Origin of the sequence: Streptomyces ambofaciens ATCC 23877, assembly GCF_001267885.1 — a bacterium.
Taxonomy (GTDB): Bacteria; Actinomycetota; Actinomycetes; order Streptomycetales; family Streptomycetaceae; genus Streptomyces; species Streptomyces ambofaciens.
Genome location: NZ_CP012382.1, coordinates 4,962,347 through 4,987,390, shown reverse-complemented (window position 1 = coordinate 4,987,390; position 25,044 = coordinate 4,962,347). Strand labels below are relative to the sequence as shown.

Sequence of the window (25,044 nt, the reverse complement as noted above, 5' to 3'; positions counted from 1 at the left end):
CTACGCGCGTAGCGCCCCTACGGCATCTAAAAGCGGCGGCGGCACATCGACACGACGGGGTACGAGGAGGAGGCCCGGAGGCGCCCTCCCCGTACCCCGTCGAGCGGTGCGACCACCGCGGTTACACGCTGTTCGAGGTGTTGCTCAGCTCAGCTGCTCTTGACCTTGATCTCGCCGCTGACGATCTTCTCCTTGGCCGTCTTGATGGCTGCCTGGAGCTCGGCGTCGTCCGCGAACTTCGGGTTGGAGTCCGAAAGGCCGACCTCACCGGACTTCAGATCGCCCCGAACGATACCGGTCTCGGGCTTGCCGTCCTCGACCGACTTGGAGAGGTTGTAGACCGCCTTGGCGACGTCCTTGGTGGCCGAAGTCAGGATGGAGTCCTTGTACTTCGCGAGGGCTTCCTGCTTGTACTGGTCGGAGTCGACGCCGATCGCCCACACCTTGTTGGCGGCGGCGGCCTCGATGACGCCCTGACCGGAGAGACCGGCCGCCGCGTAGACGACGTCGGCCTTCTTCTCGATCTGGCCCTCGGCGGCGGTCTTGCCCTTGTCGGGGCTGGAGAAGCCGCCCTCCTCCGCGGTCTGCGTGAGGTACTGCGAGACGACCTTGACCTTCGGGTCGGTGTCCTTGACGCCCTGCTCGAAGCCGGCCTGGAACTTGTGGATCAGCGGGATGTCCACACCGCCCACGAAGCCGACCGTCTTGCTCTTGGTGGTCTTGGCGGCGGCGACACCGGCGAGGTAGGAGGCCTGCTCCTCGTTGAAGACCAGGTCCGCGACGTTCTTCGCCTCGATGGTGGCGTCGTCGACGATGCCGAAGGTGGTGTCCGGGTACTTCTCGGCGGCGCTCTTCAGCGCGGCGGCGTACGCGTAGCCGACGCCGACGACCGGGTTGTAGCCCTGCTTGGCCAGCGAGACCAGGCGCTGCTCCTTGTCGGCGTCGGTCTCACCGTCGGTGGGCTCGACGTCGGCGGTCTCGTAGCCGAACTCCTTCTTGGCCTGCTCCAGACCCGCGTACGCGGCGTCGTTGAAGGACTGGTCGCCCTTGCCGCCGACGTCGTACGCGATGGCGAGACCCTTGTCGCCCTTGGACTCCGAGGAACCGGAGTCGGTCGAGGTTCCACCGCAGGCGGAGAGGGCGAGGGCCAGGGAGGCGGTCGCTGCGCCTGCGACCGTGATCCGGGAAATCCGGCGCATGTCTGGTGCTCCTGTCGTACAAGCGCCGGGGACGGTTCGGGTACGGCGCTGGCTTCGCCGCAGATTAACGCGCGTAGACCTGCCTGAAAACCCCTTCTGTCCACCTTGTTATCCGCCCGTGAGCAAGGCGGGGCGCGGGGGCGCCCGGGGCTTGCCGGACGCAAACGGAGGGTGGCGGAGGGTGACGCAGGGCGCCGGGCGCGGGCATGCCGAAGCGGGCGGGTGCTCTCGCGCGCCCGCCCGCTTCGCCGCCCTGTGCCGTGCCGGTGGGGCTACTCCGTCTTGACCTTGATGGAGCCGGCGATGATGCCCTCCTTCGCCTCGGCCACGGCGTCCGTCAGGCCCGGTACCTCGGCGTACTTCGGATTGGCGTCGGACAGGCCCACGCCGTCGGACTTCAGGTCGAAGGTCCGGGTGCCGTTCAGCGGCTTGCCGTCCTCGACGGACTTGGCCAGGGCGTAGACCGCGCCGTTGATGTCCTTGAGGGCGGAGGTGAGGATGGAGTCCTTGTAGGCCGCGAGGGCTTCCTGCTCGTACTGGTCGGAGTCGACGCCGATCGCCCAGACCTTCGCCTTCGCGGCGGCCTCGATCACACCCTGCCCGGACAGTCCGGCCGCCTGGTAGACGACGTCGGCCTTCTTCTCGATCTGCCCCTCGGCGGCGGCCCGGCCCTTGTCGGGGCTGGAGAAGCCGCCCTCCTCCGCGGTCTGCGTGAGGTACTGCGAGACGACCTTGACCTTGGGGTCGGTGTCCTGCACGCCCTGCTTGTAGCCGGCCTCGAACTTGTGGATCAGCGGGATGTCCACACCGCCCACGAAACCGACCGTCTTGGTCTTGGTGGCCTTGGCCGCCGCGACGCCGGCGAGGTAGGAGGCCTCGTTCTCGGCGAAGACGAGGGAGGCCACGTTCTTGCCCTCGACCACGGAGTCCACGATGCCGAAGGTGGTGTCCGGGTACTTCGCGGCGACGGCCTTCATCGCCGGGCCGTAGGCGAAGCCGACGCCGATGACCGGGTCGTAGCCCTGCTTCGCGAGCGAGGCGAGGCGCTGCTCCTTGTCGGCGTCGGTCTCGCCCTCGGTGGGCTCGATGTCGGCGGTCTTGTAGCCGAACTCCTTCTTCGCCCGCTCCAGGCCCGCGTACGCGGCGTCGTTGAAGGACTGGTCGCCCTTGCCGCCGATGTCGTACGCGATGGCGAGGCCCTTGTCGTCCTTGCCGCCGTCGCCGCTGTCGCTCTCGCTGCTGGTGCCGCCGCAGGCCGTGGCGGCGAGTGCGAGCGACGCGACCCCCACCGCGACGCGGGTCAGTCTCGATATCCGACGCATCTGAAGTTCCCCATTCTCCAAAGCCCCGCAGCGGGCGCTCGGTTCGGCGCAGATTAACGCGCGTAGAAACTCCTGGGAACGGGGTTCCCCGGGGCCGTTACCCATTCGTGCCGCTGGCCGGTTACGGCCTGGTGAACCACCGGCTCGAAGGGGAACGAATGGGGTGCCCGGGGCATGCCGCGCGGCCTCGTGCGCTTGTGCATCAGGCTGCCCCCGGCCCGCCGGGCCCGCAAGCCGACGGGCGGAGGAGGGGAGGGTGGGGGTGGCGGGTGTGGCGAGTGGGGCGGCCCGCGGGGCCCCCGCACCGCCGGGCCGCTGCTACACGGCGTCGATCAGTGCCGCCGCGGTGAACATCTCCACTCCCACGGTGATGGCGTGCTCGTCGACGTCGAAGTCCCCCTGGTGCAGGTCGCGGATCACGCGCTCGCCGGGCGGGCGGACACCGAGCCGGGCCATCGCGCCGGGCACGTGCTCCAGGTACCAGGAGAAGTCCTCGCCGCCGAGGCTCTGCTCGGTGGACTCGACGGAGTCCGTGCCGCGCCGGGCGACCATGGCGGCCTGGAGCAGTTCGGTGCTGGTGACCTCGTTGACGACCGGGGGCACGCCGCGCACGTAGGTGATCTCGGACTTCGCCCGGTACAGGTTCGCGATCTCGTCGATGGCGCCGACCACGAGGTCGGGCGCCTGCCGCCAGGCGTCGAGGTCGAGGCAGCGGACGGTCCCCGCGAGTTCGGCGTGCTGCGGGATGACGTTCGGGGCGTGGCCGGACTCGATCCGCCCCCAGGTCAGGGCGAGGCCGCTGCGGCTGTCCACGCGCCGGGCGACGAGCGGGGGCACGTCGGTGACGACGCGTGCGGCGGCGGTGACCAGGTCGGTGGTGAGGTGCGGACGGGCGGTGTGTCCGCCGGGTCCGTCGAGGGCGATCTCCAGCCGGTCGCAGGCGGAGGTGATCGGACCGACCCGCAGACCGATCCGTCCCGCGTCCACCCGGGGGTCGCAGTGCACCGCCAGGATGCGGCGCACCCCGTCGAGCGCGCCGCCCTCGATGGCGTCGGCGGCGCCGCCCGGCAGGACCTCCTCGGCCGGCTGGAAGACCAGCCGCACCGGCCGGGGCAGCATGCCCTGCTCGTGCAGGGCGGCGAGTACGAGGCCGGTGCCGAGGACGACGGTGGTGTGCACGTCGTGTCCACAGGCGTGGGCGCGGTCCGGCACGCGCGAGCGGTACGGGCACTCGCCCTTCGTGTCCGGGATGGGCAGGGCGTCGATGTCGGCCCGCAGGGCGAGCATGCGGGGTCCGCCGGCCCACTGTCCCGAGTCCGTGTTCACGCCGATGTCGCAGATGAGCCCGGTCCCGACGGGAAGCACCCGCGGCTTCAGGCCGGCCCGCTCCAGCCGTTCCTTGATCGCGGCGGTGGTGCGGAACTCCTGGTTGCCCAGCTCGGGGTGCATGTGCAGGTCGCGGCGGAAGGCCACGAGCTCCGCGCGCAGCGCGTCCGGCAAGGTGCCGGGGAGCAGCGCTTCTCCGGACGGATCGGCCTCGGTCTCTCGGGACATCAGTTGCTTCACCCTCTGAAGGGTAGGACGCCGGGGCGGTCAACTGTCCCACGATCAACAAAAGTTCAGCCCGTTAGGGGAAGAAAAGTTGACCGCACGGCGCATGGGTACCGACGGAGGCGGGTAAACTCGCTGCCTTTTTCGTCGGCGTCGCCCGTTCTCCGCTTCCTTGCTTCCTTGCTTCCTTGCTTTCCTTGCTGTCTTCACGCATACCACGTCACGTTCGCCCCACGCCCCCGTGTTCACCAGCCGGACGGGCGCCCGGCGGCCGCACCCCCGCGAGCGTCCCGTACCCGAGGGCGAGGACGAGGAGGGCCGGTCCCCCGAGGACCACCGGGTTCACCCGGCCCGGCACCGGCTCCGTGCCCGTGCCGTCCCGGGTGACGCACCGCACGCCGACCGGGAGCGCCATACGGGTCACGACGTGGTCGCTCCGGGCGCCGCGCCCCGCGCACATCCGGCCCGCGGGGGCTATCCGGCGGCCGCCACCGCCGACAGCCGGTGGACGTCCCGGGCCGACCCCGTCACTCCGGACAGGAAGCCGCGGGCGCGGGGGGAGGCGTGCTGGGTGAGCCAGGCGGGGTCGATGTCGCAGACGGAGACCCGCACCTCGGTGCCGGCCAGGGCCAGGGGCAGGGTGTGGACGACGGTGGACGGGAAGCTGAGGACGGTGCGGCCGATCGGGCCGCGGCGGGCGATCAGTTCGAGGGGGAGGTCGGGGCGGACGATCTCCAGGCCGGTCTCGACCGCCAGCCGGTGCAGTTTCTCCGCGCTCTCGCGGCGGTGGGCGAAGTAGCGGGCCGCCCCGTGCGTCTTCGCCAGGGCGCGTACGGCGTCCACGTAGCGGTCGCCGTCCACGACGCCGGTCTCCACCAGGGACGTGCCGACCATGTCGGCGCCCTTGGTGATGCGGGGCGGGCCGAAGCGGGCGCGGGTCCAGGCGAAGTCGTTCGCCGTGACCGTGACGCCGTCCGGGACGTCGTCGATCGGCATGGAGGAGAAGACGGAGACCTGGCGGTCGCCCGCCGGGGTCAGCCGGTGCCGGGCGGACCGGGAGACGGGGGCGAAGAGCAGGTCGCGCGGGCCGGGGCGGCTGCCCTTGCGGTGCCAGCGGACCAGGCGCTCGCCGTGGGCCAGCTGGGTGACGAACTCCATCGTGGCCGTGCCGTCGTCGACGACCACCAGGTCGTGGGCGCGGGTGATGGTGAGCAGCAGTTGTACGTAGCGGGAGAAGGGGTCGCCCATGACGACCCGGCCCGCCTGGCGGAGGGCGGTCGTGAGGCCGCCGACCGTGCGGAAGGGGGCCGTGGCACCGCCGCGGGCCTCCTCCCACCGGATCTCGTGGCCCTCCTTGCGGGCCAGTTCCGCCATGCGGCGCAGCTGGCCCCGGGTCATCGGATCCACGGGGGACAGGACCACGAGGGTGAGCTCCGCGCCGGGTGCGCGCGTGTGCGCCCACTCCAGCACGTTCAGCAGTTGTACCGGGCTCTCGACGAAGGCGAGGGTGCGGGGGCCGGCATTCCCGGCGCGGGGGCTCATCGACGTACGACCGTCCCGTGGTGAGGGCGTGGTGGGGGTGTCAGACCGTGACCGGCTCGCCCGCGGCGGCGGCGATCTCCGCCTCGGCGACGACACCGGAGACGCGGCGCAGCTTCTTCATCGGGCCGAGCTCCGAGTCGTAGACCTTCTTGACGCCGTCGCCGAGGGAGGCCTCGATGGTGCGGATGTCGCGCACCAGGCGGGTCAGGCCCTGCGGCTCGACGGAGGCGGCCTGGTCGGAGCCCCACATGGCGCGGTCGAGGGTGATGTGGCGCTCGACGAAGGTGGCGCCGAGGGCGACGGCGGCCAGGGTGGTCTGCAGGCCCGTCTCGTGGCCGGAGTAGCCGATCGGGACGTTCGGGAACTCCTGCTGGAGGGTGTTGATGACGCGGAGGTTCAGCTCCTCGGCCTGCGCCGGGTACGTCGACGTGGCGTGGCACATGAGGATGTTGTCCGAGCCGAGGACCTCGACGGCGTGGCGGATCTGCTTCGGGGTGGACATGCCGGTGGAGAGGATGACGGTGCGGCCCGTGGCGCGCAGGGCGCGCAGCAGCTCGTCGTCGGTCAGGGAGGCGGAGGCGACCTTGTGGGCGGGGACGTCGAACTTCTCCAGGAAGGCGACGGCCTCGGTGTCCCACGGGGAGGCGAACCAGTCGATGTTCTTGGTCTTGCAGTACTCGTCGATCTGGCGGTACTCGTCCTCGCCGAACTCCACGCGGTGGCGGTAGTCGATGTACGTCATCCGGCCCCAGGGGGTGTCCCGCTCGATGTCCCACTGGTCGCGCGGGGTGCAGATCTCGGGGGTGCGCTTCTGGAACTTGACCGCGTCGCAGCCGGCCTCGGCGGCGGCGTCGATCAGCTTGAAGGCGTTGTCCAGCTCACCGTTGTGGTTGATGCCGATCTCGCCGGTGATGTAGACGGGGCGGCCGGGGCCGGCCTCGCGGGTGCCGAAGGTGCGGATGCGGGAGTCGGTGCTCATGGCAGGGGGTTTCCTTACTTGGACTGGGTGATCGTGGGGGAATCGAGGGAGTCGAGCGAAGGGCCGAGGATCCAGCCGGCGATCTCCCGGATCGCGCCGTCGCCACCGGGGGCGGTGGTGACCGCGCGGGCTGCGCCGCGGACGGCGTCGTGGGCGCTCGCGACCGCCACGGGCCAGCCGACGAGGGCGAAGCACGGGAGGTCGTTGACGTCGTTGCCGACGTAGAGCACGCGTTCGGGCGCGATGCCCTGCTCCTCGCACCACTGCTTGAGCGCGAGGTCCTTGCGGTCGATGCCGTGCAGGACCGGGAGCTTCAGCTTCCGGGCACGGGCGGCGACGACCGGGTTCTGTTCCGTGGACAGGATCAGCATCGTCAGGCCGCTGCGGCGCAGGGCCCCGATGCCGAGTCCGTCGCCGCGGTGCACGGAGACGAACTCCCGTCCCTCGGAGTCGATCAGCACCCGGTCGTCGGTCTGGGTGCCGTCGAAGTCGAGGACGACCGCGTCGATGTCCCGCGCGGTCGGAAGCGCGCCGGGCCGGGCCGCGTCGAAGAGGGGCGCCAGGGCGCGGGCGCGGGCCAGGTCGTGCGGGTCGTCGATCTCCAGGACGCGGGCCGGGTCGGTGCGGACCAGTTCGGTGCGGCCGAAGAAGCGGTGCCGGTGCTTGCGGAAGCCGGGCGCGGCCATGGCGTAGGCGGCTCCGGTCTCCAGCAGGTCCTGGGGGCGGTCCTGGCGGCGGGGGCGGAAGGACTTGTCGTGGTTGACGCCGTGGCCGCCCTCCTCCCCGTCGCCCTCGTCGGTGCCGTCCCGCCACACGAAGCCGTGGAACGGGGCGACCGTCACCGCGGTGTCGGCGCCGTTCTCCGCGACCGCGCCGGCCACGCCGTCGATGTCCTCGCGGACGAGGAAGGGACTCGTGCACTGCACGAGCAGCACCACGTCCACGGCCGCGCCGTGCAGGGCCTCGTGGGCGTCCATCGCGTGCAGGACGGCGGCCTCCGAGGTGGCCGTGTCGCCGGCGATGGCGGCGGGCCGCAGCACGACCTCGGCGCCGGCCTCGCGGGCCGCGGCGGCGATGGTCTGGTCGTCCGTGGAGACCACGACGTCCGTCACCAGGCGGGTGGCCCGGCACTCGCGCACCGCGCGGGCCACCAGCGGGACGCCGCCCACGGGGGCGAGGTTCTTCGCGGGCACTCCCTTGGAGCCGCCGCGTGCGGGGATCACCGCGAGCACGCGGCGCATCGAAGCGCCCCGGCCCGCTTCCGGGTTGGACATGGGTTCTGCTCCTTGCGCAGGTGTCGCCGGTGCCGCGGACGGCCGCGGAAACGTCGGGATGCCGGGTGTCTGCGGGATGCCGGGTGTCTGCGGGGCCCCGGGCGTCCCGGGGTCCGGCGGAACCACGGGGGCCCCGGTCGGCTGCGGAACCGTCGAGGTCCCGGGTGGCTGAGGCACCGTGGCGGCTCCGGACGTCGGCGGAACCGGCGGAGTCCCAGGTGGCTCGGGAACCGTGGCGGCTCCGGACAGCGGCGGAACCGGCGGAGTCCCAGGTGGCTGCGGAACCGTGGCGGCTCCGGACGTCGGCGGAACCGGCGGAGTCCCGGGCGGCTCGGGAACCCCGGAGGTCCCGGGTATCGGCCCGCTCACAGCTCCCCCATCCGCCGGATCACCGGAGCGACCCGCTGGACGCCGTGGCGGTAGGCGCCGCGGGCGGCCCGGCGTACGACCTGGCGGACCGGGCCGGGTTCCTTGTCGGCGGCCGGCGCGCCGGGCAGGGGTGCGCCGTCCGGGCCGAGGTGGTGGCGGGCGAGGATGCCGGGGAGGTAGCCGGGGGCGGTGACCGGTGTGTAGTACGGGGCCAGCGGGGGCAGCCCGCCGGGGCTTCCGAGCAGCCCGGCGATGCGTTCCCGGGCCTCGTCGAAGGCGGTCTCGTAGCCGCCGTCGGCCGCCACTCCCTGCCGGGCGACCCACTCGGGGTCGGGCACCGGGCGGTGCCCCTCGTCGAGCTGCTCCCAGGAGGCGAGGCAGCCGGAGCCGACGAAGTGGTGGTTGCCCAGCGCCTCGCGCACGCCCAGGTCGGACAGGACGACCGTGGGGATGCGGCGGTGCAGGGACTCCAGGGCGGCCGTGGAGCTGATGGTCACCAGCAGGTCGGTGCGGTCGAGGACCTCGCCCATGTGCCCGTAGACCAGGCGGAAGTTGGGCGGCGGGTCGGCCCGCTGCACGAGCTTCTGGTACGGCAGCTCCTCGATGTGCGTGGTGTGCTCGCCGGGCTTGGAGCGCAGCTTCAGCAGCACCTCTCGCTCGGGGTGCCGGCGGGCGTGCCGGATGAGCCGTTCGAGGAGGTACGTGCGGTCCCTGCGGTTGTCCGGCACGGAGGGCTGGGCGGCGAAGACCACCGTGTAGGGGCGCTCCCCGCCCTCGCGGTCCGGTTCCCCGGTGTAGTCGGCGCCGCCCAGGAAGGGCAGGGCGACCTCGGTCACCGCGGAGGCGTCCGCCCCGACCCCCTCGTACACGGCCCGGAAGCGGTCCGCGTCCTGACGGGAGTTGGCGAGGACGAGGTCGGCGCCGTGCCGCAGCAGCAGGCCGTCGGCGAGCTTCTCGTAGACGACGCCGACGTAGCCGGTGACGACCACGGGGCGGTCGGCGCGGTCCTGCCAGACGCGCCCGAGGCCGTGCAGCATCGCCTGGACGCCGCCGCCGACCAGGGCGAGGACGAGGACGTCGTAGGACTCCTCCCCGGTCGCGTCGCCCATGGCGCGCAGGAACTCGACGGCGGTCACCTCGCGGAGCGTGTCCGCGGTGACGCCGACTTCCCGCAGCTGGCGGGGGGTGGGGGTGGCTCGGCCGCGCAGGAGGTAGCCGTCGAGGCGGATCTCCGTGGCGCCGGGGGAGATGCGGCTCGCGGTGAGCGCGCCCCATTTCCACCGGGTGTCGGAGTCCGCCAGGACGGCGACTCGCAGGGCCTTCGTTGCACTTGCTGGCACGTCGTAGACGCTAGGAAGCCATTTCTAGGAAGGGCCCAACCGCAATCCAACAAATGGTGAACAGCACATCGCCGAATGGGGAATCGGGCCGTCCGGCGTCCGGAAAAACGTTCGCTTCACCGCTTCGCCACGCCGCGTTCACCCGGTATCAAGGCTCAGGTAAAGCCGAATGCCGGGCCGCCCCCTAACGTCTTTCACGTGCCCAAGCTCTCCGTCATCGTGCCGTTCTACAACGTCCGGCAATACACACCAGACACCCTGCGGAGTCTGCGCGCCAACGCGCGGGACGACGTCGAATTCATTCTCGTCGACGACTGCTCGACCGACGGGACCGCGGACCTCCTCGCGCGGGCCGAACGGGAGCTGCCGGGGGCGGTGCTGGTCATACACGAGCGCAACGGTGGCCTGGCGACCGCCCGCAACACCGGCATCGACCGGGCGCGCGGCGAGTACCTCACCTTCCTGGACGGCGACGACTGGCTGGCGCCCGGCCACTACGACCGGCTGGTGGAGGCGATCGAGCGGCTCGGCGTCGACTTCGTGCGCACCGACCACGTGCAGTGCACGGGGCGGGTCCGCACGCTGCACCGCGTACCGCACGGCCGCCGCAACGTGGCGCTGCGTCCGCGCGACGCGATCCTCCCCGCGCACCGCACCACCTCCGTCGACTACGCCTACGCGTGGGCGGGGATCTACCACCGCCGGCTGGCCGAGCGCGGTCTGCTGCACTTCACCGACGGGCTGCGCACGGCCGAGGACCGGCCCTGGATCTGGAAGCTGCACCGCGAGGCGGATTCCTTCGCGGTGACCGGGCTGCTCGGTGTCTTCTACCGGCGCGGGGTGGCGTCCTCGCTCACCCAGGTCGGTGACGTCCGCCAACTCGACTTCATCCGGGCCTTCGACGAGGTGCTGGCGGGGGCGGCCGGGGACGAGGACGCCGGCCGGCTGGTGCCGAAGGCGGTGCGCACGTACTGCGCGATCATCTCCCACCACCTCGGTTCCATCGAGCGGTTCGAGCCCGCGGTGGCCCGGATACTGAAGGCGAGGAGTGCGGCGGCGCTGCGGCGGATGCCGCAGGACGCGCTGGACGAGGTGCTCGGCTCGATGGACGCCGAGCGGGCCACGCGGCTGCGGCGGCTGCGCCGCCGTCCGACGGCCGGTCAGCCGGACGAGGGGGTGGCGGCGTGACCACGCAGATCTTCCTGGTGTCGACGCTGTACGGCACGGCCACGCTGGCCGCGGCGCTGGACAACGGCTGCTTCGCACCGGCCGACCGGCGGATCCTGCTGGTCTCCAACAACGCGGCGACGCCGGAGACGACGCCGTCCGTGGACGCGATGCCCGGGTTCGAGCAGGTGCGGGGCCGGTTCGACGACGTGCTGTCGTGGAACGAGACGATCGCCCCCTTCCACCCGGGCGGCTGGTCGCCGCGGCCGGAGGACGTGCCGATGTGGGAGCGGCACCTGCGGCTGGCCTGGGGGCTGGGCGAGGACGACGTGGCCCTGGCCGTGGAGTCGATCCAGGTGCACCCGGCGCTCGGGGTGGCGCAGATCTTCACCGACGCGCCGCTGACCGTCTACGCGGACGGCCTGATGAGCTACGGGCCCACCCGCACCAAACTCGCCCCGCTGGTCGGCACGCGCGTGGAGCGGCTGCTCCACCTCGACCTGGTGCCGGGGCTCACGCCGCTGCTGCTCACCGAGTTCGGCGTCGAGCCCGAGATCGTGCCGACACCGGCGTTCACCAAGGTGCTGGCGGAACTCGCGGGCACCGGTGCGGGTCTGCCGGAGGCCGAGGGGCACGCGGTGCTGCTCGGCCAGTACCTGTCGGCGCTCGGCATCCTCTCCGCCGACGAGGAGGAGGACCTGCACGTGCGGATGCTGACCGGCGCCGCCGCGCTCGGGCACACGCGGCTGGTGTTCAAGCCGCACCCCACGGCGCCGGCCCGCTACACCCGGACCCTGGAGGAGGAGGCCGTCAGGCTCGGCGTGGACCTCACGGTGGTGGACACGCCGGTCCTCGCCGAGGTGCTGTTCCAGCGGACGCGTCCGGCGCTGGTCGTCGGCTGTTTCTCCACGGCCCTGCTCACCGCGTCCGCGCTGTACGGCCTGCCGGTGGCCCGGGTCGGCACCGAGACGCTGCTGGACCGGCTGACACCGTACGAGAACAGCAACCGCGTCCCCGCCACCATCGTCGACGCGCTCCTCCCGGACCTGGCCGACGCGGCCGCCGTCACCGAGGGCCGACGGGGCACGGACACCGAAGGGCTCGCCGCGCTGGTGCGGACCGTCGGGTTCGCGATGCAGCCGAAGGTGCTGCCGGAGCTGCGGCCGACGGCCGAGAGGTATCTGCGGGAGCGTCTGGACGCGCGCACCTGGCGCTACTTCAAGAAGCGCCGGCTCACCTCGCTGGGCCTCCCGGGCGGTATCCCGGCCCGCCTGGGCTTCCTGCCGCACAACTCGACGGCCCGCAAGGTGGTCCGCCGGGCACGGGCTCTGCGCCGCTCGATGGGGCGGTGAGGCGGTGACGCGGTGAGGCGGTGCCCCGGTGACGCGGTGACGCGATGACGCGGTGAGGTAGGGCGCGCGGCGGGGCCCGGCCGGGGGGCGCGGGTGGGGGCCCGGCGGGGGCGGGTGGGGGCCCGGCGGCGGGGCGGGGCGGTCGGGGGTGTCCGGTCGCCCCCGCGAGGGGCAGTGTTCACCCGCCGTGTGCCGGGAAGCCACCCGCGGCCCGTCGCTCTGGGGCACATTCGGCCTCCGGTCGGAGAACGGTGGAAGGCATGACGAAGCCCCTGGCGGGACTGTTCAAGGTGCGGCAGAAAGAGGCCGCCGAACCGGCGCTGTACGCGCGGGGCATGCGCCTGTGCGGGGAGCACCTCGCGGCGCAGGGCGCGGGGTCCGCTCCCCCGCGGGCCCGGCTCACCCAGGCCATCGGGGCCTTCGCGGCCTCCCTGGACAGCCCGTCGGCCGACCCCTTCGACGCCCTGCTCCAGGTCGGCGAGCGCGCGCTGGAGGCCGGCGGGGAGCGCGAACTGCGTCTCGCGCTGGGCGTCGCCGAGACGTCGGCCATGATCCGGCGGCGGTCCAAGGGGGCGTGGCGGCTGCGCGGCCTGGCCCTGGACGGGCTGGGCCGCGGTCATGAGGCGCTGGAGTGCTACGAGCGCTACACCACGCTGCTGAACGGCGGCACCCCCGCGCCCGAGGTCGCCCGCAGGACGGACACCCTGCGGCGCCGGCGCGAGTGCCTCGACGCGGCCCTCGCGCTCTTCCCCGAGGCCGGCGCGCCGCTGCGCGACCTGCTCGGGCAGCCCGACACGACCACCGCGGTCGTCGCGCCGCGGTTGGCCGCGTACGTGCGGGCGATGGTGGCCGAGCACGGTCCCGGCGACCCCGCGGTGCGGCGCCTCCTTGAGCTGTACGGCGGCTACCGGCGGCTCGTCGAGCGCCCCGGGATGCCGGACCCGACGCTGGGCGGCAGCACGCCGATCGGCGTCGGCGGTCTGCGGGGCCTCGTCGCGGGGCGGACGGTGTGCCTGGTCGCGAACGCCGGCGACGTGGCCGGGAGTGCGCTGGGCACCGAGATCGACCGCTACGACCTGGTGGTGCGCTGCGACGCCTTCCGCATCCGCGCCGGGGGCACCGGCGAGCGCACCGGTCTGCACGCCGTCTCGCTGCGGGGCGACGCCCCGTGGGAGGGGCCTGCCTGGACGCAGCGGGCCGGTGTCCGGCTCGTGTTCGGCGACCCGGCCGCCGACTGGCGCCGCGCCACCCGGCAGCGGCTCGTGCCCGGAGCGCAGGAACACGTCGGTGACGCCTCCCTGCGCCGGCCCCTGAGCGACCCGGCGCTGCTGGGCGAGGACGGCTGGGGCCCGGCCCCGACGACCGCCTTCACCGTGCTCAGGCTCCTGGACTTCCTGGACGCGAGTCCTCGCCTGGACCTGATCGGCTTCACCCTGCCCGGCCGGCTGCGGCCGAGGGAGGCCGAATGGGTCATGGACCGCGCCACGCACGTCGACGACAGCAAGATGAGGATCGCCCTGCGATGACCCCTTCCCCCGAGCCCTCCTCCCCCGGGTCCCACGTCTCCGGGTCCTCCGTCTCCGGGGCCCACGTCTCCGGGTCTTCCGTCCCCGGGTCCTCCGTCTCCGGGCGCTCCGTCTCCGTCGCGGACGACCGCAGCGCCGTCACCGGCAGACGCCGGATCGCCTTCGCCGTCCACACCGACCGGGACGGCCTGCCCGGCCTGGCCACACTGCTCCGCAGCCTGGCGCTGACCAACCCGGGGGTGTGCGAGGACTTCGTGGTCCTCCACCCCGGCCTGCCCGACGCCTCGTTCGACGCGGCACGGCGGCTGCACCCCCGCCTCGTCACGCGGAGGGCAAAGGACCGTACGGACGTCTTCCGGCTGGAGGGGTACGACACCGTCGTCGCCCTCACCCCCGCCACGATCGTCCTGGGCTCCCTCGACGAGCTGCTGCGGATGCGCCACGGCGTCGGTGCCGTACGGCAGTTGCTGTGCGCCGGGGAGGCCGGGGAGCGACGTGCCGTGCTGCCGGACGGCCTGCTGGTCATCCAGCGTGCCGACGTGGACGACGCCCTGACGGACCGGCCGGCCGATGTCACCGGCGACGACCTCGGCCCGGCGCTCGCCGGCGCGCTGGCCCCGCTCGACGCCCGGTACGACTTCCTCGCCCGCCGCCTGCACGACGACACCCCGGTGCCCGGACACGTCGCCGTCCTGCGCTTCACCGGACCGGTCGGCACCGGCGCACCCGGGTACGGTCCGGCCACCGAGGCGTGGCGCCGCTTCGAGATGAGCGACGAGGAGTTCCGGGCCGCCTACTGCGCCCTGCCCGGCCGCAAGCACCCCGACCTGCTGGCGCACTGCGCGCCGCCCCTGCTCGCCGCCCGCCCCTCCCTCGACCTCGCCCGCACGGTCGCCGACGTCCACCGTCAGCAGGGCCGCTACGACGAGGCCGTCGCGGTGCTCGCCCCGGTCGTGGGCGACCGGCTGGACGCGCCCCGCTGCCACGAGACGCTCGGTGTCTGCCTGATGGCGCTGTCGCGCTACGACGAGGCCGAGGCGCATCTGCTGCTGGCGGCGGCCTCCCCCGACGTCGCGCCCCGCGCCTTCGCGCAGCTCGCCCGCCTGGCCTGGCTCCGCGGGCGGGAGGCGCAGGCGCACGCCTACGCCCGCGAGGGCCTGGACGCCGACCCGACGGACGGCGGCTGCCACAGCTGGTACGTCCGCACCCGTCCGGACGTACCCGAGCCGCGGCGGCCGGGCGACACCCCCGCGCGGCAGCTGGCGCACGTGGCGCTGTTCGCGGAGGGACAGGAGAACGCCGGGGACAAGGTCCTGCCCGAGGCGGTGCGCAGCTGCTTCGAGGACGACACCGGCCCGCGCCGCTGGTACCAGCAGCCGGTGCACCGGCTGGTGGACGAGGAGGCACTGGAGCAGCTGAACGCGCGGCGCGGGATCGTCGTCGGAGGCGGCGGGCTCTTCCTCCCGGACACCTCCCCCAACGGCAACAGCCACTGGCAGTGGAACATCCCGGACGACCTGCTGGCCCGCGTGAGCGCGCCCCTGGCGGTGTTCGCGGTCGGCTACAACGTCTTCGACGGGCAGCTCTACCGCCGGGGCCGGTTCGCCGAGAGCCTGCGGGTCCTGGTCGAGCGGTCGGCGTTCTTCGGGCTGCGCAACCACGGCTCCATCGACCGGGTCCGCGAGCTGCTCCCCGCCGGGCTGCGCGACCGGGTGCGCTACCAGCCCTGTCCGACCACGGTGGCCCGGCGCCTGGACCCGGAGCGGTTCGCCTCGGTGGAGCGGTCCGACACCGTCCTGGTCAACTGTGCGTACGACCGCGCGGGCCTGCGGTTCGGCCACGACTACGGCCACTTCCTCACGCAGACGGCCACCGCGTTGCGCAGCCTGCGGGAGCGGGCCGACGTACGGTACGCGGCCCACATGCCGGCCGACGAGAAGTTCGTGCACGACCTGCGCCGGGAACACGGCATCGCGCTGCCCGTGGAGCAGCTGTACGACATGTCGAACGACACCGTCCGCGCGCTGTACGGCAGCGCGCGGCTGGTGATCGGGATGCGCGGGCACGCCGGGATGATCCCGTTCGGCTGCGGCACCCCGATCCTCAGCCTCGTCTCGCACCCCAAGCTCGCCTACTTCCTGTCCGACATCGGCCGCCCGGAGTGGGGGCTGTCCGTGCACGACCGGGAGCTGGGGCCCCGGCTCACGGAGCGGGCGTCGTCGATCCTCGACGACCACGCGGCCGCCGTGGCCGACGTGCACGCCGCGCAGGAAATCCTGTGGAAGACCACCCGGTCGAACATCGAGGAACTGCGGAAGACCTTCGGTCCGTCCTGACGTCTCGCGACACCAAGAATTCACTTCCGCTGCGAACGGAGTTCGCCTCCGGGCGCCTTCCTCGACACCGCTGACTTCGGGAGCGTAGTTAGCCTGTTCCAATCTCCGATTTTCTCTCCAACCTTCGAGCGTGAGAGGCCCGCGTGCCGAAACTGTCCGTCGTCGTCCCCATGCACAATGTGGAAGCCTTCGCCGAGAGCACTCTGAGAAGTCTGGCCAACAACGCGGACCCGGACTTCGAGTTCCTGCTCGTCGACGACTGCTCCACGGACGCCACGCCATGGGCGATCGACCGCTGGGCGGAGAAACGTCCCACCGCGCGGGTGATCCGGCACGAGAAGAACATGGGCATCGCCCAGGCGCGCAACAGCGGCATCGACGCGGCCCGGGGCGAGTACGTCACGTTCCTCGACGGCGACGACTGGTACGGACCGGGATACCTCGCCGAACTGGTCTCCTACGCCGAGGAGCTGGGCTGCGACTTCGCCCGTACCGACCACGTCCAGGCCACCGGCACCGAGCGGGTGATCCGGCGGCCCCCGGCGCCCGTGCGCAACACCGTGATGGATCCGCGCGACGGCATAGCGCCGCCCCACATGGAGACGATGGTCGACTATCCCTTCGTCTGGGCGGGGATCTACCGCCGGCACCTCTTCGACGACGGCGGGATGCGCTTCGCCACCGAACTGCGCACCGCCGAGGACCGGCTGTGGATCTGGCGGCTGCACCTGAAGGCGGCGTCGTACGCTTCCGTCGGTCTGCACGGGGTGTTCTACCGGCGGGGCGTCGCGACCTCGCTCACCCAGATCAAGGACTCCCGCCAGCTGGACTTCATCCCGGCCTACGACATGCTCCTGCAGGACCTCCTGCGGGACCCGGAGGCCGAGCGCTTCCTCCCCAAGGCGGTACGGACGTACTGCGCCATGATCGCCTTCCACCTCGGCAAGGTGGACGAGTACGAGGCGTCGGCGGCGCAGCGGCTGCGGCACGAGGCGCGGGACGCGCTGCACCGCATGCCCCAGCACGTGCTGGACGAGACCCTCAGGACCATCGACAGCACTCGGAGCAGGTTGCTCAGCCGCCTGCGTGACGGGCGGAAGGCTGCCTGACCCATGCCCCACAAGACCCAGATCTTCCAGGTGTCCACCCTGTACGGAGCGGCCACCCTCGCCGCGGCGCTGGACGCGGGCCTGTTCGGGCCGCGCGAGGGCGCCCGGCGCATCCTGCTGGTGTCCAACAACGCCGCGATACCCGAGACCGCGCTGCGGCTCGACGAGATGCACGGCTACGAGCGAATATCCGGCCGGTTCGACTCGGTGATCAGCTGGAACGAGGCGATCCGCCCGCACCACCCGAATTCCTGGGGCCCGCGCGGCAACGACCTGCCGCTGTGGCAGAGGGCGTTCCGGCTCGCCTGGGGCATCGGCGAGCGGGACCTGGTCGAGCTCGCCGTCGAGTCCATCCAGGTCAACCCGGCCCGCGCACTGGCGGCGATCTTCTCCGAGGCCGCCCTGCACGTGTACGCCGACGGCCTGATGAGCTACGGCCCGACCCGCGAGAAGCTGCCGCTGACCCTCGCGCGCCGCATCCAGCGGCTGCTCCACCTCGACCTGATCCCGGGTCTGACGCCGCTGCTGCTCTCCGAGTCCGGCGTGGAGCCCGAGGTCGTCCCGGACGCGGCGTTCCGCGCGGTGCTCGACGAGATCTCCCGGGACGCGGCGGACGACCCCCGGCTGGCACCCGTGGTGGCGGAGCGGCCGACGGCCGTGCTGCTGGGCCAGTACCTGGCGGCCATCAACATCCTCAGCGCGCAGGAGGAGGAGGACCTCCACGTCCGCATGCTCACCGGGGCCGCGCGCGCCGGACACCGGTCCGTGGTCTTCAAGCCGCACCCGACGGCTCCCGCGGGCTACACGGCGGCGCTGAGCAAGGCGGCGGCGGACGCGGGCGTACGGCTCACCGTGCTGGACGCGCCGCTGCTGGCGGAGACGCTGTACCACCACTGCGCGCCGGAACTCGTCGTCGGCTGCTTCTCCACGGCGATGGTGACCGCCTCGGCCTACTACGACGTGCCCATCGCCCGGGTGGGGACCGCGCTGGTGACGGAGCGACTCAAGCCGTACCCCAACAGCAACCGCGTGCCGCTGGCCGTCGTCGACCACCTGGTGCCCGACCTGGAGCTCGGGGAGAGCCCGGCGCGGATCGACGCGGCCCCCGCGACGCTGTCGCCGCTGGTCCGGGCGATCGGGTTCTGCATGCAGCCCAAGACCTACGCCGAGCTGCGCGAGCCGACGGAGACCTGGCTGCGGGCCAACCTGGCGAGCGTCCCCCGGTACTACTTCCCCGAGCTGCGGCTGACCGAGCTGGGCCTGCCCGGCAGCCGGCCGCAGCTGCGCGCGAAGCTCCAGGTGCGGCGGGCCCGGCGCGTGGTGCGCAGGGCGGTGCGGCGCGGCGCCGGCCGGAAGTGACCCGGCCGCCGAGCACGACCGGCGACGCCTGAGGGCGGCCGGTCACGCCCGAGAGCGACCGGTCACGCCCGAGAGCGACCGGTCACGCCCGAGAGCGGCCGGTCACGCCCGAGAGCGACCGGTCACGCCCGAGAGCGACCGGTCACGCCCGAGAGCGGCCGGTCACGCCCGAGAGCGGCCGGTCACGCCCGAGCCCCCTTCCGCCGGCCGGCGGAAGGGGGCTCGGGCGTTCGCCGTCCGGGCTCAGCCCAGCCAGCGGCCCAGCCGCAGCCGCGTCCAGAGCAGGGCCGCGGCGAAGGACAGCACGACCGTGGCCACCGTCAGCCCCACGAGCCCGCCGACGGCACCCGGCCAGCCGGCGTCCGCCGACACCACGCGCGGGGCGAGGGCCTCCAGGAACAGGAGGTGGACCAGGTAGGCGCCGAAGGAGACCCCGGCGAGCCGGCCCAGCAGCGGGCGGAACCGCTCGGGCACCCTGATCCGGTTCAGGGCCATCAGCAGGGTCCCCGCCAGCAGCGCCACGACGACGGAGGCGTACGGGCCCGGGAAGTGCACCCGGTGCTCGTACACGGCCACCGCGCCCCAGGCGCACAGCCCGCCGGCCAGCCACAGCAGGCGCCTGCCCCGTCCGGTGACCGCGGCACCCGGCAGGGACAGCAGCAGGGCGCCGGCGACCGCGTACACGATCTGGTAGACGCCGAACTGCCAGGCGAAGGGCGGGCGTTCGACGTCGAGGAGGCGCGCGAGGTCACCGAGGAGGGTCGGGGCGAGCGCCAGGCCGAGCAGGACGGCGCCCGCGCCCCAGGGACGCTTCCCGGCCCGGATCAGGAGGACGACCGAGAGCAGCAGAACGACCGGGACGTAGGCGTACAGGTACCAGAGGTGGAAGGCGGGGCGTACGGAGCCGAACAGCGCGTCCCACGCGAGGTCCCGGGTGGGTTCCGCGTTGGCGTCCCGGACCCGGTCCCACAGCAGGTAGACGGCGGTCCACACGGCCATGGGGACGACGATGCGGGTGAGCCGTCTGCGGACCTGCCCGCCGTCCCGGGGCGGTGCCCCGCTCAGCACCACCCAGCCGGCGATCGCGAAGAACAGCGGCACGGCGCACCGGCTCAGCGCGTCCCCGACGAGGGCGGTCCAGTACACGGGGCCGCCCCCCGAGGGGTCGCGGTCCACGGACTTCATGAGTTCACCCGCGGCGTGGCAGACGATGACCCCGACCGAGGCGAGGACCCGGACGAGGTCGATGTCGTAGCGGTGCTCCCCCCGGGGACGCGGGGCCGGCGTCCCCTCGGGTGCGGGGCCGCGCAGGGGCTCGGCGGCGGTCATGGGCTCGGCGGCGATGGGTGCTCACTCCCGGACAGGACGCGCGGGCCCGCCGGTTTCCGGCCGGGCCCGGGAGGGGTTGGGGTGTCCGCCCGCGCGCACCCCCGGCGGCGGCGCCGCGCGGCGCACATCGGTGCAGGCTACGAGGGGCCGGCGAGCGCCGGGAACCGGCCCGGGATGAACATCGGCCACGCGTGCGTGACCTTCCGGTGAACTCCGGGTGCCGCCATCGCCGCGTCATCCGGCGTTCCGCAGAAGTTCCCCCGGTGGCCCGTTCGACGGCTCGGTTTCCGGCCGGGGACGTCCCTAGTCTGGCCCCGTCCACCCCACAGGCGTTCCACGTACCCACACGTTCACCTCCGTGACGGATTGAGGTCGTTGCCCATGAACAGCCGTTCCCTGCTCCGCAGTCCGGTCGCCCGGCGCCTGCTGCGTCCCGTGGCCGACCTCATCGACCAGCGCGTCGAGCGGCAGGTCCGCTCGGCGGTGCGGGAGGGAGTGCGGGAGGCGGTGCGGGAGGCCACCACCCACCGGCTCACCTCCGAGCTGCTTCTCGGCTCCCACGGACGCGGCCTGTCCCGCGTGGTGGCCGAGGGCCCGCTCAAGCGTCTGCACGCCGAGGTCGCGGCCCTGGCCGGCGACCGCGACGCGGCGGTGCGCAACGTCGCCACCGCCTACCGGCTGCTGGTGGCACTGGAGTCGCTGGGCGTGGGCCGGATCGCGGGCGGCACCATGAACATCTGCGGCAAGCTCGGCACGATCCCGCTGCTCGATCCGCCGAACGACGAGATCCTGGAGATAGGCACGCTGTACGGCATGTTCTCCACCGGGCTGGTCCGGATGATGGAGCGCGACGGCCGCAGCCCGAGCCTGACCATCGTCGACCCCTTCGCCGGCGTGCAGCTCCAGCCGGGCACCAACCCGCGCCCCGACCCGACGGGCACCCCGGTGGACGAGCACGCCGTGCGCACCAACCTCGCCCTGGCCGGCCCGGCGGGCACGGCGGCCCGCATCCGGCGGGGCTTCTCGGAGGACCCCGAGACCCGGGAGGCCGTCTCCGACCGCGCGTACGGCGTCATCGTCGTCGACGGCGACCACTCGGCCAAGGGCGTCCGCCAGGACCTCCAGTGGGCCGAGGAGATCGCCGCGCCCGGCGCGGTCGTCGTCCTCGACGACTACGGCGACCCCAGCTGGCCCGGCATCAAGGAGGCCCTGGACGACCACCTGAAGGACGCCACCCGCCTCACCTACCTGGGCAAGGCGGCCCACTCGGCGTACCTGCGGGCGGCCTGAGCCGACCCGTCCGGGCGCTCCGGCGCGGGCGCCGTACACCGGGGCGCCCGCGGCGGATCGCGCGCCCCCGGCGACCTGGGCGCCGCACTCACGGAAGGTGCCCGGGCGGACGCGTTGAGCGATTCGTGCGATTTTCCTCACACCAGATCGCGCGCGCCGACCCCTTTTCGGTCGGCGAGGAGGCATCCTCCCTGCATGGCCACTGCGCAAGAGACGCACAAGTACCCCGGCGACCTGAACGACGTCCCCGGCTGGTTCTGGCCGCTCGACCAGGTGCTGTTCTCCTGGTTCCTGGAGCGCCAGGAGCGGCAGGGCACCCGCGGCGACCTGCTCGAACTGGGCGCCTACCTGGGCAAGAGCGCGATCCTGCTGGGGCACCATCTGCGGGACGGCGAAACGCTCACGGTCTGCGACCTGTTCGAGACGGAGCCGCCGGACGCGGCCAACCGGGCGGAGGCGGCGAAGTCGTACTCCACGCTCACCCGGCAGGCCTTCGAGCGGAACTACCTCTCCTTCCACGACGCCCTGCCCAGGATCGTCCAGGACGTCAGCTCCACGATCACCGACGAGGTCGGGCCCGGCACCTGCCGCTTCGCCCACATCGACGCCTCGCACCTGTACGAGCACGTCCACGGCGACATCGGCGCGGCCCGGGAACTGCTGCTGCCGGACGGCATCGTCGTCCTGGACGACTTCCGCAGCGAGCACACCCCGGGCGTCGCCGTCGCCGCATGGGAGGCCGTGCTCAACCGGGGGCTGCGCCCGGTCTGCCTGAGCAGCCAGAAGCTGTACGCCACCTGGGGCGATCCGGAAACCGTCCAGGAGGAGCTGCTCGCCGCGCTGCGCGGACGCGACGACGTCGCCGTCACCGTGGAGCAGGCCGCCGGGCACCGGCTGGTCCGGGCCCGCGCCAAGGGCAAGCGGATGCAGCCGCCCTCGCTGCCGGCCTCACGGCACCCCGCTTCCGGTGCACCGGCGCGACGGCCGGAGGCCGTGCCGGGGCAGGCCGCGCAGGCGCGTCCGGCGGTCCGTCCGGCGACCCCGCGTGACCGCACCCGCCGGCTCGCGCTGGACCTGCTGCCCCCGGTCGTCACCCGTGCGGTGCGCCGGTACCGGGCGGCGCAGCGGGCGAAGGCGCGCGGGGCGGCTCAGTCGAGGCCGTAGGCCGCCCCGACCCCCGCGATCACCAGGGCCAGCCCCTCCTCGAAGTGCCGGTCGTAGTCCGTGAAGATCTCCGCGCCCGCCGCGGCCGTCAGTGGGTGGGCGGCCAGCAGGCGGGCGCGTTCGTCCAGGTCGTAGCCCTCCCGGCGCTCGCCGGGCAGAGGCTGGACGCCCTGTTCCTCGGTGACGAAGCCGAGGGTGAAGACGTACGCCGTCGTGGTCGCCCGCACCGCCTGGGCGAGGGTGAGGCCGACGGCGGTGAACAGGCGCAGGTTCTCCTCCATCTGCTCGGCGTGGACCGCGCCGGTGAACCGCGAGCCGCTGAACACCTTGGCGCCGTCGCGGTAGTCGAGCAGCGCCGCGCGCAGGCCGCGGTTGACCTTCAGCAGCCGCTCGCGCCAGGTGTCGGCCGGGTCCAGGGGGGTCCCGGCGACCATCCGCCGGTACATCTCGGTGGCCATCTCGTCGAGCAGCGCCTGCTTGTCCTTGAAATGCCAGTACAGCGCGGGCGCCTTGACGTCCAGCTCCCTGGCGATGGTGCGCAGGGTCAGGCCGTCCAGGCCCACCTCGTTCAGCAGTCTCAGCGCCGTGTCCGCGACCCGTCGGCGGTCGAGGGGGGCGCGTCGTTCCGTACCCACGCTTGACAGCTTAACGCCGTTAAGTCCATCCTCGGACCCCAACAGCACTTAACAACGTTAAGGAGAGTGCCGTGGACACGGACGTACTGGTCGTCGGCGCGGGCCCCACCGGTCTCGCCCTCGGTGTCGACCTGGCCCGGCGCGGGGTGGACGCGCTGGTCGTGGAGCGCGCCGGAGGGTTGTTCCCCGGCTCGCGGGGCAAGGGCCTCCAGCCCCGCACGATGGAGGTCTTCGACGACCTCGGCGTGCTCGGGGCGATCCGCGCGGCGGGCGGGACCTACCCCGTCGGCATGGTCTGGCAGAACGGGGAGCGGGTCGGCGAGCACCAGATGTTCGACCCGGCCGAGGCGAGCGAGGACTCGCCGTACAACGAGCCGTGGATGGTGCCGCAGTGGCGGACGCAGGAGATCCTCGCGGCGCGGCTGGCGGAGCTGGGCGGCGAGGTCCGCTTCGGCCGGGAGGTCACCGGAGTCGAGCAGGACGCGGACGGCGTCACCGCACATCTCGCCACCGGCGCCGCCGTGCGCGCCCGCTACCTGGTCGCCGCCGACGGCGGCCGCTCCGCGGTGCGCCGGGCCCTGGGCGTCGGCATGACCGGCGAGACCGTGGACCCGAGCCCGATGCTGGTCGCGGACGCCCGGATCAGCGGGCTGGACCGCGACCACTGGCACGTCTTCCCGCCCGCCGACGGCAGCCCCGCCTTCCTCGCCGTCTGCCCGCTGGCCGGCACCGAGGACTTCCAGGTGGTCGCGCAGTTCCCGGAGGGCACCACCGTGGACCTCACCCCGGACGGCGTCCGGAAGGTCGTCGCGGAGCGCTCGCACCTCGCCCCCGCGGACGTGACCGAGGTGCGCTGGGCCTCCGACTTCCGGCCCCGCGCGGCCCTGGCCGACCGGTTCCGGGCGGGCCGCGTCCTCCTCGCCGGGGACGCCGCGCACGTGCACTCACCGGCGGGCGGGCAGGGGCTGAACACCAGCGTCCAGGACGCCTACAACCTCGGCTGGAAGCTGGGCGCGGTGCTCACGGGCGGCGCCCCGGCCGCGCTGCTGGACAGCTACGAGGAGGAACGGCGCCCGGTCGCCGCCGAGATGCTCGGCCTGTCGACCGCCGTCCACCGCGGCGAGGTGCGGCGGGGCGGGGCGACCCGGCAGCTGGGGCTGAACTACCGGGGCTCGTCCCTGACCACGGAGGCCCGGACCGCGGTCCCGGACGGCGCCGTGCGGGCCGGCGACCGCGCCCCCGACGGGACGGTGGACGGCGTCCGGCTCTTCGACGCCTTCCGGGGGCCGCACTGGACCCTGCTGGCGCTGGGCGCCGAGGCGCCGGACGTACCGGAGCGGGTGCGGGTGGTGCGCGGCGCGGCACCCGGGGCGTACGGCTCCGGGCTGTTCCTCGTACGGCCGGACGGCTACGTCGGCTGGGCGGCCGAGGCCGCGGACGGCCTCGCGCGGTACCTGGCCCGGGTCGGGCAGCGCTGACCGGCGCCGGTCAGGCGCTCGCCACCGAGAGCTTCACCGCGAAGCCCAGGAACAGCGCGCCCGCCGCCGAGGTGGCCCCCGCCGACAGCCGCTTGCGGCGGCGGAAGGCCGCGGCCAGCCGGGTGCCGCTGAAGATCAGCGCGCTGAGGTAGAGGAAGCTGGCCAGCTGGGCGAAGGCGCCGAGGACGACGAAGGACAGGGCGGGGTAGGCGTACCCCGGGTCGACGAACTGCACGAAGAAGGCGACGAAGAACAGGATCGCCTTCGGGTTGACGAGGCTGACCACCAGGGCCCGGCGGAACGGCCGTTCGTCCTCGGCCGAGGGCGCGGCGGCGCCCTGTGAGGCCTCTTCCCGCCGCGTCCGCCACATCGCCCAGGCGGCCCGCATCATCCCGATCGCCAGCCAGGTCAGGTAGCCGGCGCCGATGTACTTCACGATCCCGAACAGCAAGGCGTTGGCCTGCAGCAGGGAGGCGACCCCGGCGGCCGACAGCGTCATCAGCACCGTGTCCCCGCACCAGACTCCGGCGGCGGCCGTGTACCCGGCGCGCACGCCGCGACGGGCGGCCACGGAGAGGACGTAGAGGGAGTTGGGACCGGGGAGCAGGATGATCAGAGCGAGGCCTGCGAGGTAGGTGGGGAGATCGATGACGCCGAACATGGAGGGAGTGTCGCACGGCGGTACGACACTCCGCGCGGGTGTCCCAGCCGCCGAGAAGGAGG

Annotated in this window: 19 protein-coding genes; 9 read left to right on the top strand and 10 right to left on the bottom strand. The window is 73.2% G+C overall.

Annotated features, from left to right (window positions below; genetic code table 11):
* Positions 1–149: 149 nt before the first annotated feature.
* The 7 genes from SAM23877_RS22340 to SAM23877_RS22305 form a co-directional block, all read right to left on the bottom strand.
* A complete protein-coding gene (locus SAM23877_RS22340; RefSeq protein ID WP_053136103.1) occupies positions 150–1,199 on the bottom strand; it encodes a BMP family lipoprotein in 1,050 nt (349 codons plus the stop codon).
* Positions 1,200–1,471: 272 nt separating this feature from the next.
* Complete coding sequence (locus tag SAM23877_RS22335; RefSeq protein ID WP_053136100.1) at positions 1,472–2,521, bottom strand: BMP family lipoprotein; 1,050 nt, start codon at positions 2,519–2,521, stop codon at positions 1,472–1,474.
* Between the two features lie 318 nt (positions 2,522–2,839).
* A complete protein-coding gene (locus tag SAM23877_RS22330) occupies positions 2,840–4,075 on the bottom strand; it encodes a M20 family metallopeptidase (RefSeq protein ID WP_053136098.1) in 1,236 nt (411 codons plus the stop codon).
* Positions 4,076–4,546: 471 nt separating this feature from the next.
* Complete coding sequence (locus tag SAM23877_RS22320) at positions 4,547–5,614, bottom strand: hypothetical protein (protein WP_053136092.1); 1,068 nt, start codon at positions 5,612–5,614, stop codon at positions 4,547–4,549.
* Positions 5,615–5,654: 40 nt separating this feature from the next.
* A complete protein-coding gene (locus tag SAM23877_RS22315) occupies positions 5,655–6,593 on the bottom strand; it encodes an N-acetylneuraminate synthase family protein (protein WP_053136089.1) in 939 nt (312 codons plus the stop codon).
* 14 nt (positions 6,594–6,607) lie between these two features.
* Complete coding sequence (locus SAM23877_RS22310) at positions 6,608–7,867, bottom strand: N-acylneuraminate cytidylyltransferase (RefSeq protein WP_053136086.1); 1,260 nt, start codon at positions 7,865–7,867, stop codon at positions 6,608–6,610.
* A gap of 365 nt (positions 7,868–8,232) precedes the next feature.
* Complete coding sequence (locus tag SAM23877_RS22305) at positions 8,233–9,576, bottom strand: DUF6716 putative glycosyltransferase (RefSeq protein WP_053136083.1); 1,344 nt, start codon at positions 9,574–9,576, stop codon at positions 8,233–8,235.
* A 198-nt stretch (positions 9,577–9,774) separates the two neighbouring features.
* Between SAM23877_RS22305 and SAM23877_RS22300 the strand changes: the two genes are divergently transcribed.
* The 6 genes from SAM23877_RS22300 (at position 9,775) to SAM23877_RS22275 (ending at position 18,425) form a co-directional block, all read left to right on the top strand.
* Positions 9,775–10,764 carry a glycosyltransferase family 2 protein gene (locus tag SAM23877_RS22300; RefSeq protein WP_053136080.1) on the top strand — a complete coding sequence of 330 codons (990 nt, stop codon included), beginning with the start codon at positions 9,775–9,777 and terminating at the stop codon, positions 10,762–10,764.
* Positions 10,761–12,095, top strand: a complete 1,335-nt coding sequence (locus SAM23877_RS22295; RefSeq protein ID WP_053136077.1) for a polysialyltransferase family glycosyltransferase — start codon at positions 10,761–10,763, stop codon at positions 12,093–12,095. Before SAM23877_RS22300 ends, SAM23877_RS22295 begins: the two co-directional genes overlap by 4 nt.
* A 260-nt stretch (positions 12,096–12,355) precedes the next feature.
* Complete coding sequence (locus SAM23877_RS22290; RefSeq protein ID WP_053136074.1) at positions 12,356–13,621, top strand: hypothetical protein; 1,266 nt, start codon at positions 12,356–12,358, stop codon at positions 13,619–13,621.
* On the top strand, positions 13,618–15,957 hold the full coding sequence (locus SAM23877_RS22285; RefSeq protein WP_107408672.1) for a polysaccharide pyruvyl transferase family protein: 2,340 nt from the start codon (positions 13,618–13,620) through the stop codon (positions 15,955–15,957). The genes SAM23877_RS22290 and SAM23877_RS22285 overlap by 4 nt, the downstream gene beginning before the upstream one ends.
* A 143-nt stretch (positions 15,958–16,100) precedes the next feature.
* Complete coding sequence (locus SAM23877_RS22280) at positions 16,101–17,066, top strand: glycosyltransferase family 2 protein (protein WP_053136071.1); 966 nt, start codon at positions 16,101–16,103, stop codon at positions 17,064–17,066.
* A gap of 3 nt (positions 17,067–17,069) precedes the next feature.
* A complete protein-coding gene (locus SAM23877_RS22275) occupies positions 17,070–18,425 on the top strand; it encodes a polysialyltransferase family glycosyltransferase (RefSeq protein ID WP_053136068.1) in 1,356 nt (451 codons plus the stop codon).
* Between the two features lie 243 nt (positions 18,426–18,668).
* Here SAM23877_RS22275 and SAM23877_RS22270 read toward each other — a convergent pair whose 3' ends face one another.
* Positions 18,669–19,754 (bottom strand): acyltransferase, encoded by a 1,086-nt coding sequence (locus tag SAM23877_RS22270; protein ID WP_053136065.1) that lies wholly within the window; start codon positions 19,752–19,754, stop codon positions 18,669–18,671.
* A gap of 381 nt (positions 19,755–20,135) precedes the next feature.
* Here SAM23877_RS22270 and SAM23877_RS22265 point away from each other — a divergent pair, with 381 nt between their 5' ends.
* The gene (locus SAM23877_RS22265) at positions 20,136–21,044 is read left to right on the top strand and encodes a class I SAM-dependent methyltransferase (protein WP_053136062.1); all 909 of its coding nucleotides are present in this window, start codon (positions 20,136–20,138) and stop codon (positions 21,042–21,044) included.
* A gap of 195 nt (positions 21,045–21,239) precedes the next feature.
* Positions 21,240–22,208, top strand: a complete 969-nt coding sequence (locus SAM23877_RS22260) for a class I SAM-dependent methyltransferase (protein WP_053136059.1) — start codon at positions 21,240–21,242, stop codon at positions 22,206–22,208.
* On the opposite strand, the gene SAM23877_RS22255 is transcribed toward SAM23877_RS22260, so the two are convergent.
* Positions 22,193–22,843 (bottom strand): TetR/AcrR family transcriptional regulator, encoded by a 651-nt coding sequence (locus tag SAM23877_RS22255; RefSeq protein ID WP_053136056.1) that lies wholly within the window; start codon positions 22,841–22,843, stop codon positions 22,193–22,195. The genes SAM23877_RS22260 and SAM23877_RS22255 overlap by 16 nt on opposite strands.
* Before the next feature lie 71 nt (positions 22,844–22,914).
* On the opposite strand from SAM23877_RS22255, the gene SAM23877_RS22250 reads away from it, so the two are divergent.
* On the top strand, positions 22,915–24,321 hold the full coding sequence (locus tag SAM23877_RS22250; protein ID WP_053136053.1) for an FAD-dependent oxidoreductase: 1,407 nt from the start codon (positions 22,915–22,917) through the stop codon (positions 24,319–24,321).
* Between the two features lie 10 nt (positions 24,322–24,331).
* Here the strand turns inward: SAM23877_RS22250 and leuE are convergent, their stop codons facing one another.
* The gene (gene leuE / locus SAM23877_RS22245) at positions 24,332–24,982 is read right to left on the bottom strand and encodes a leucine efflux protein LeuE (protein WP_053136050.1); all 651 of its coding nucleotides are present in this window, start codon (positions 24,980–24,982) and stop codon (positions 24,332–24,334) included.
* Between the last annotated feature and the right edge of the window lie 62 nt (positions 24,983–25,044).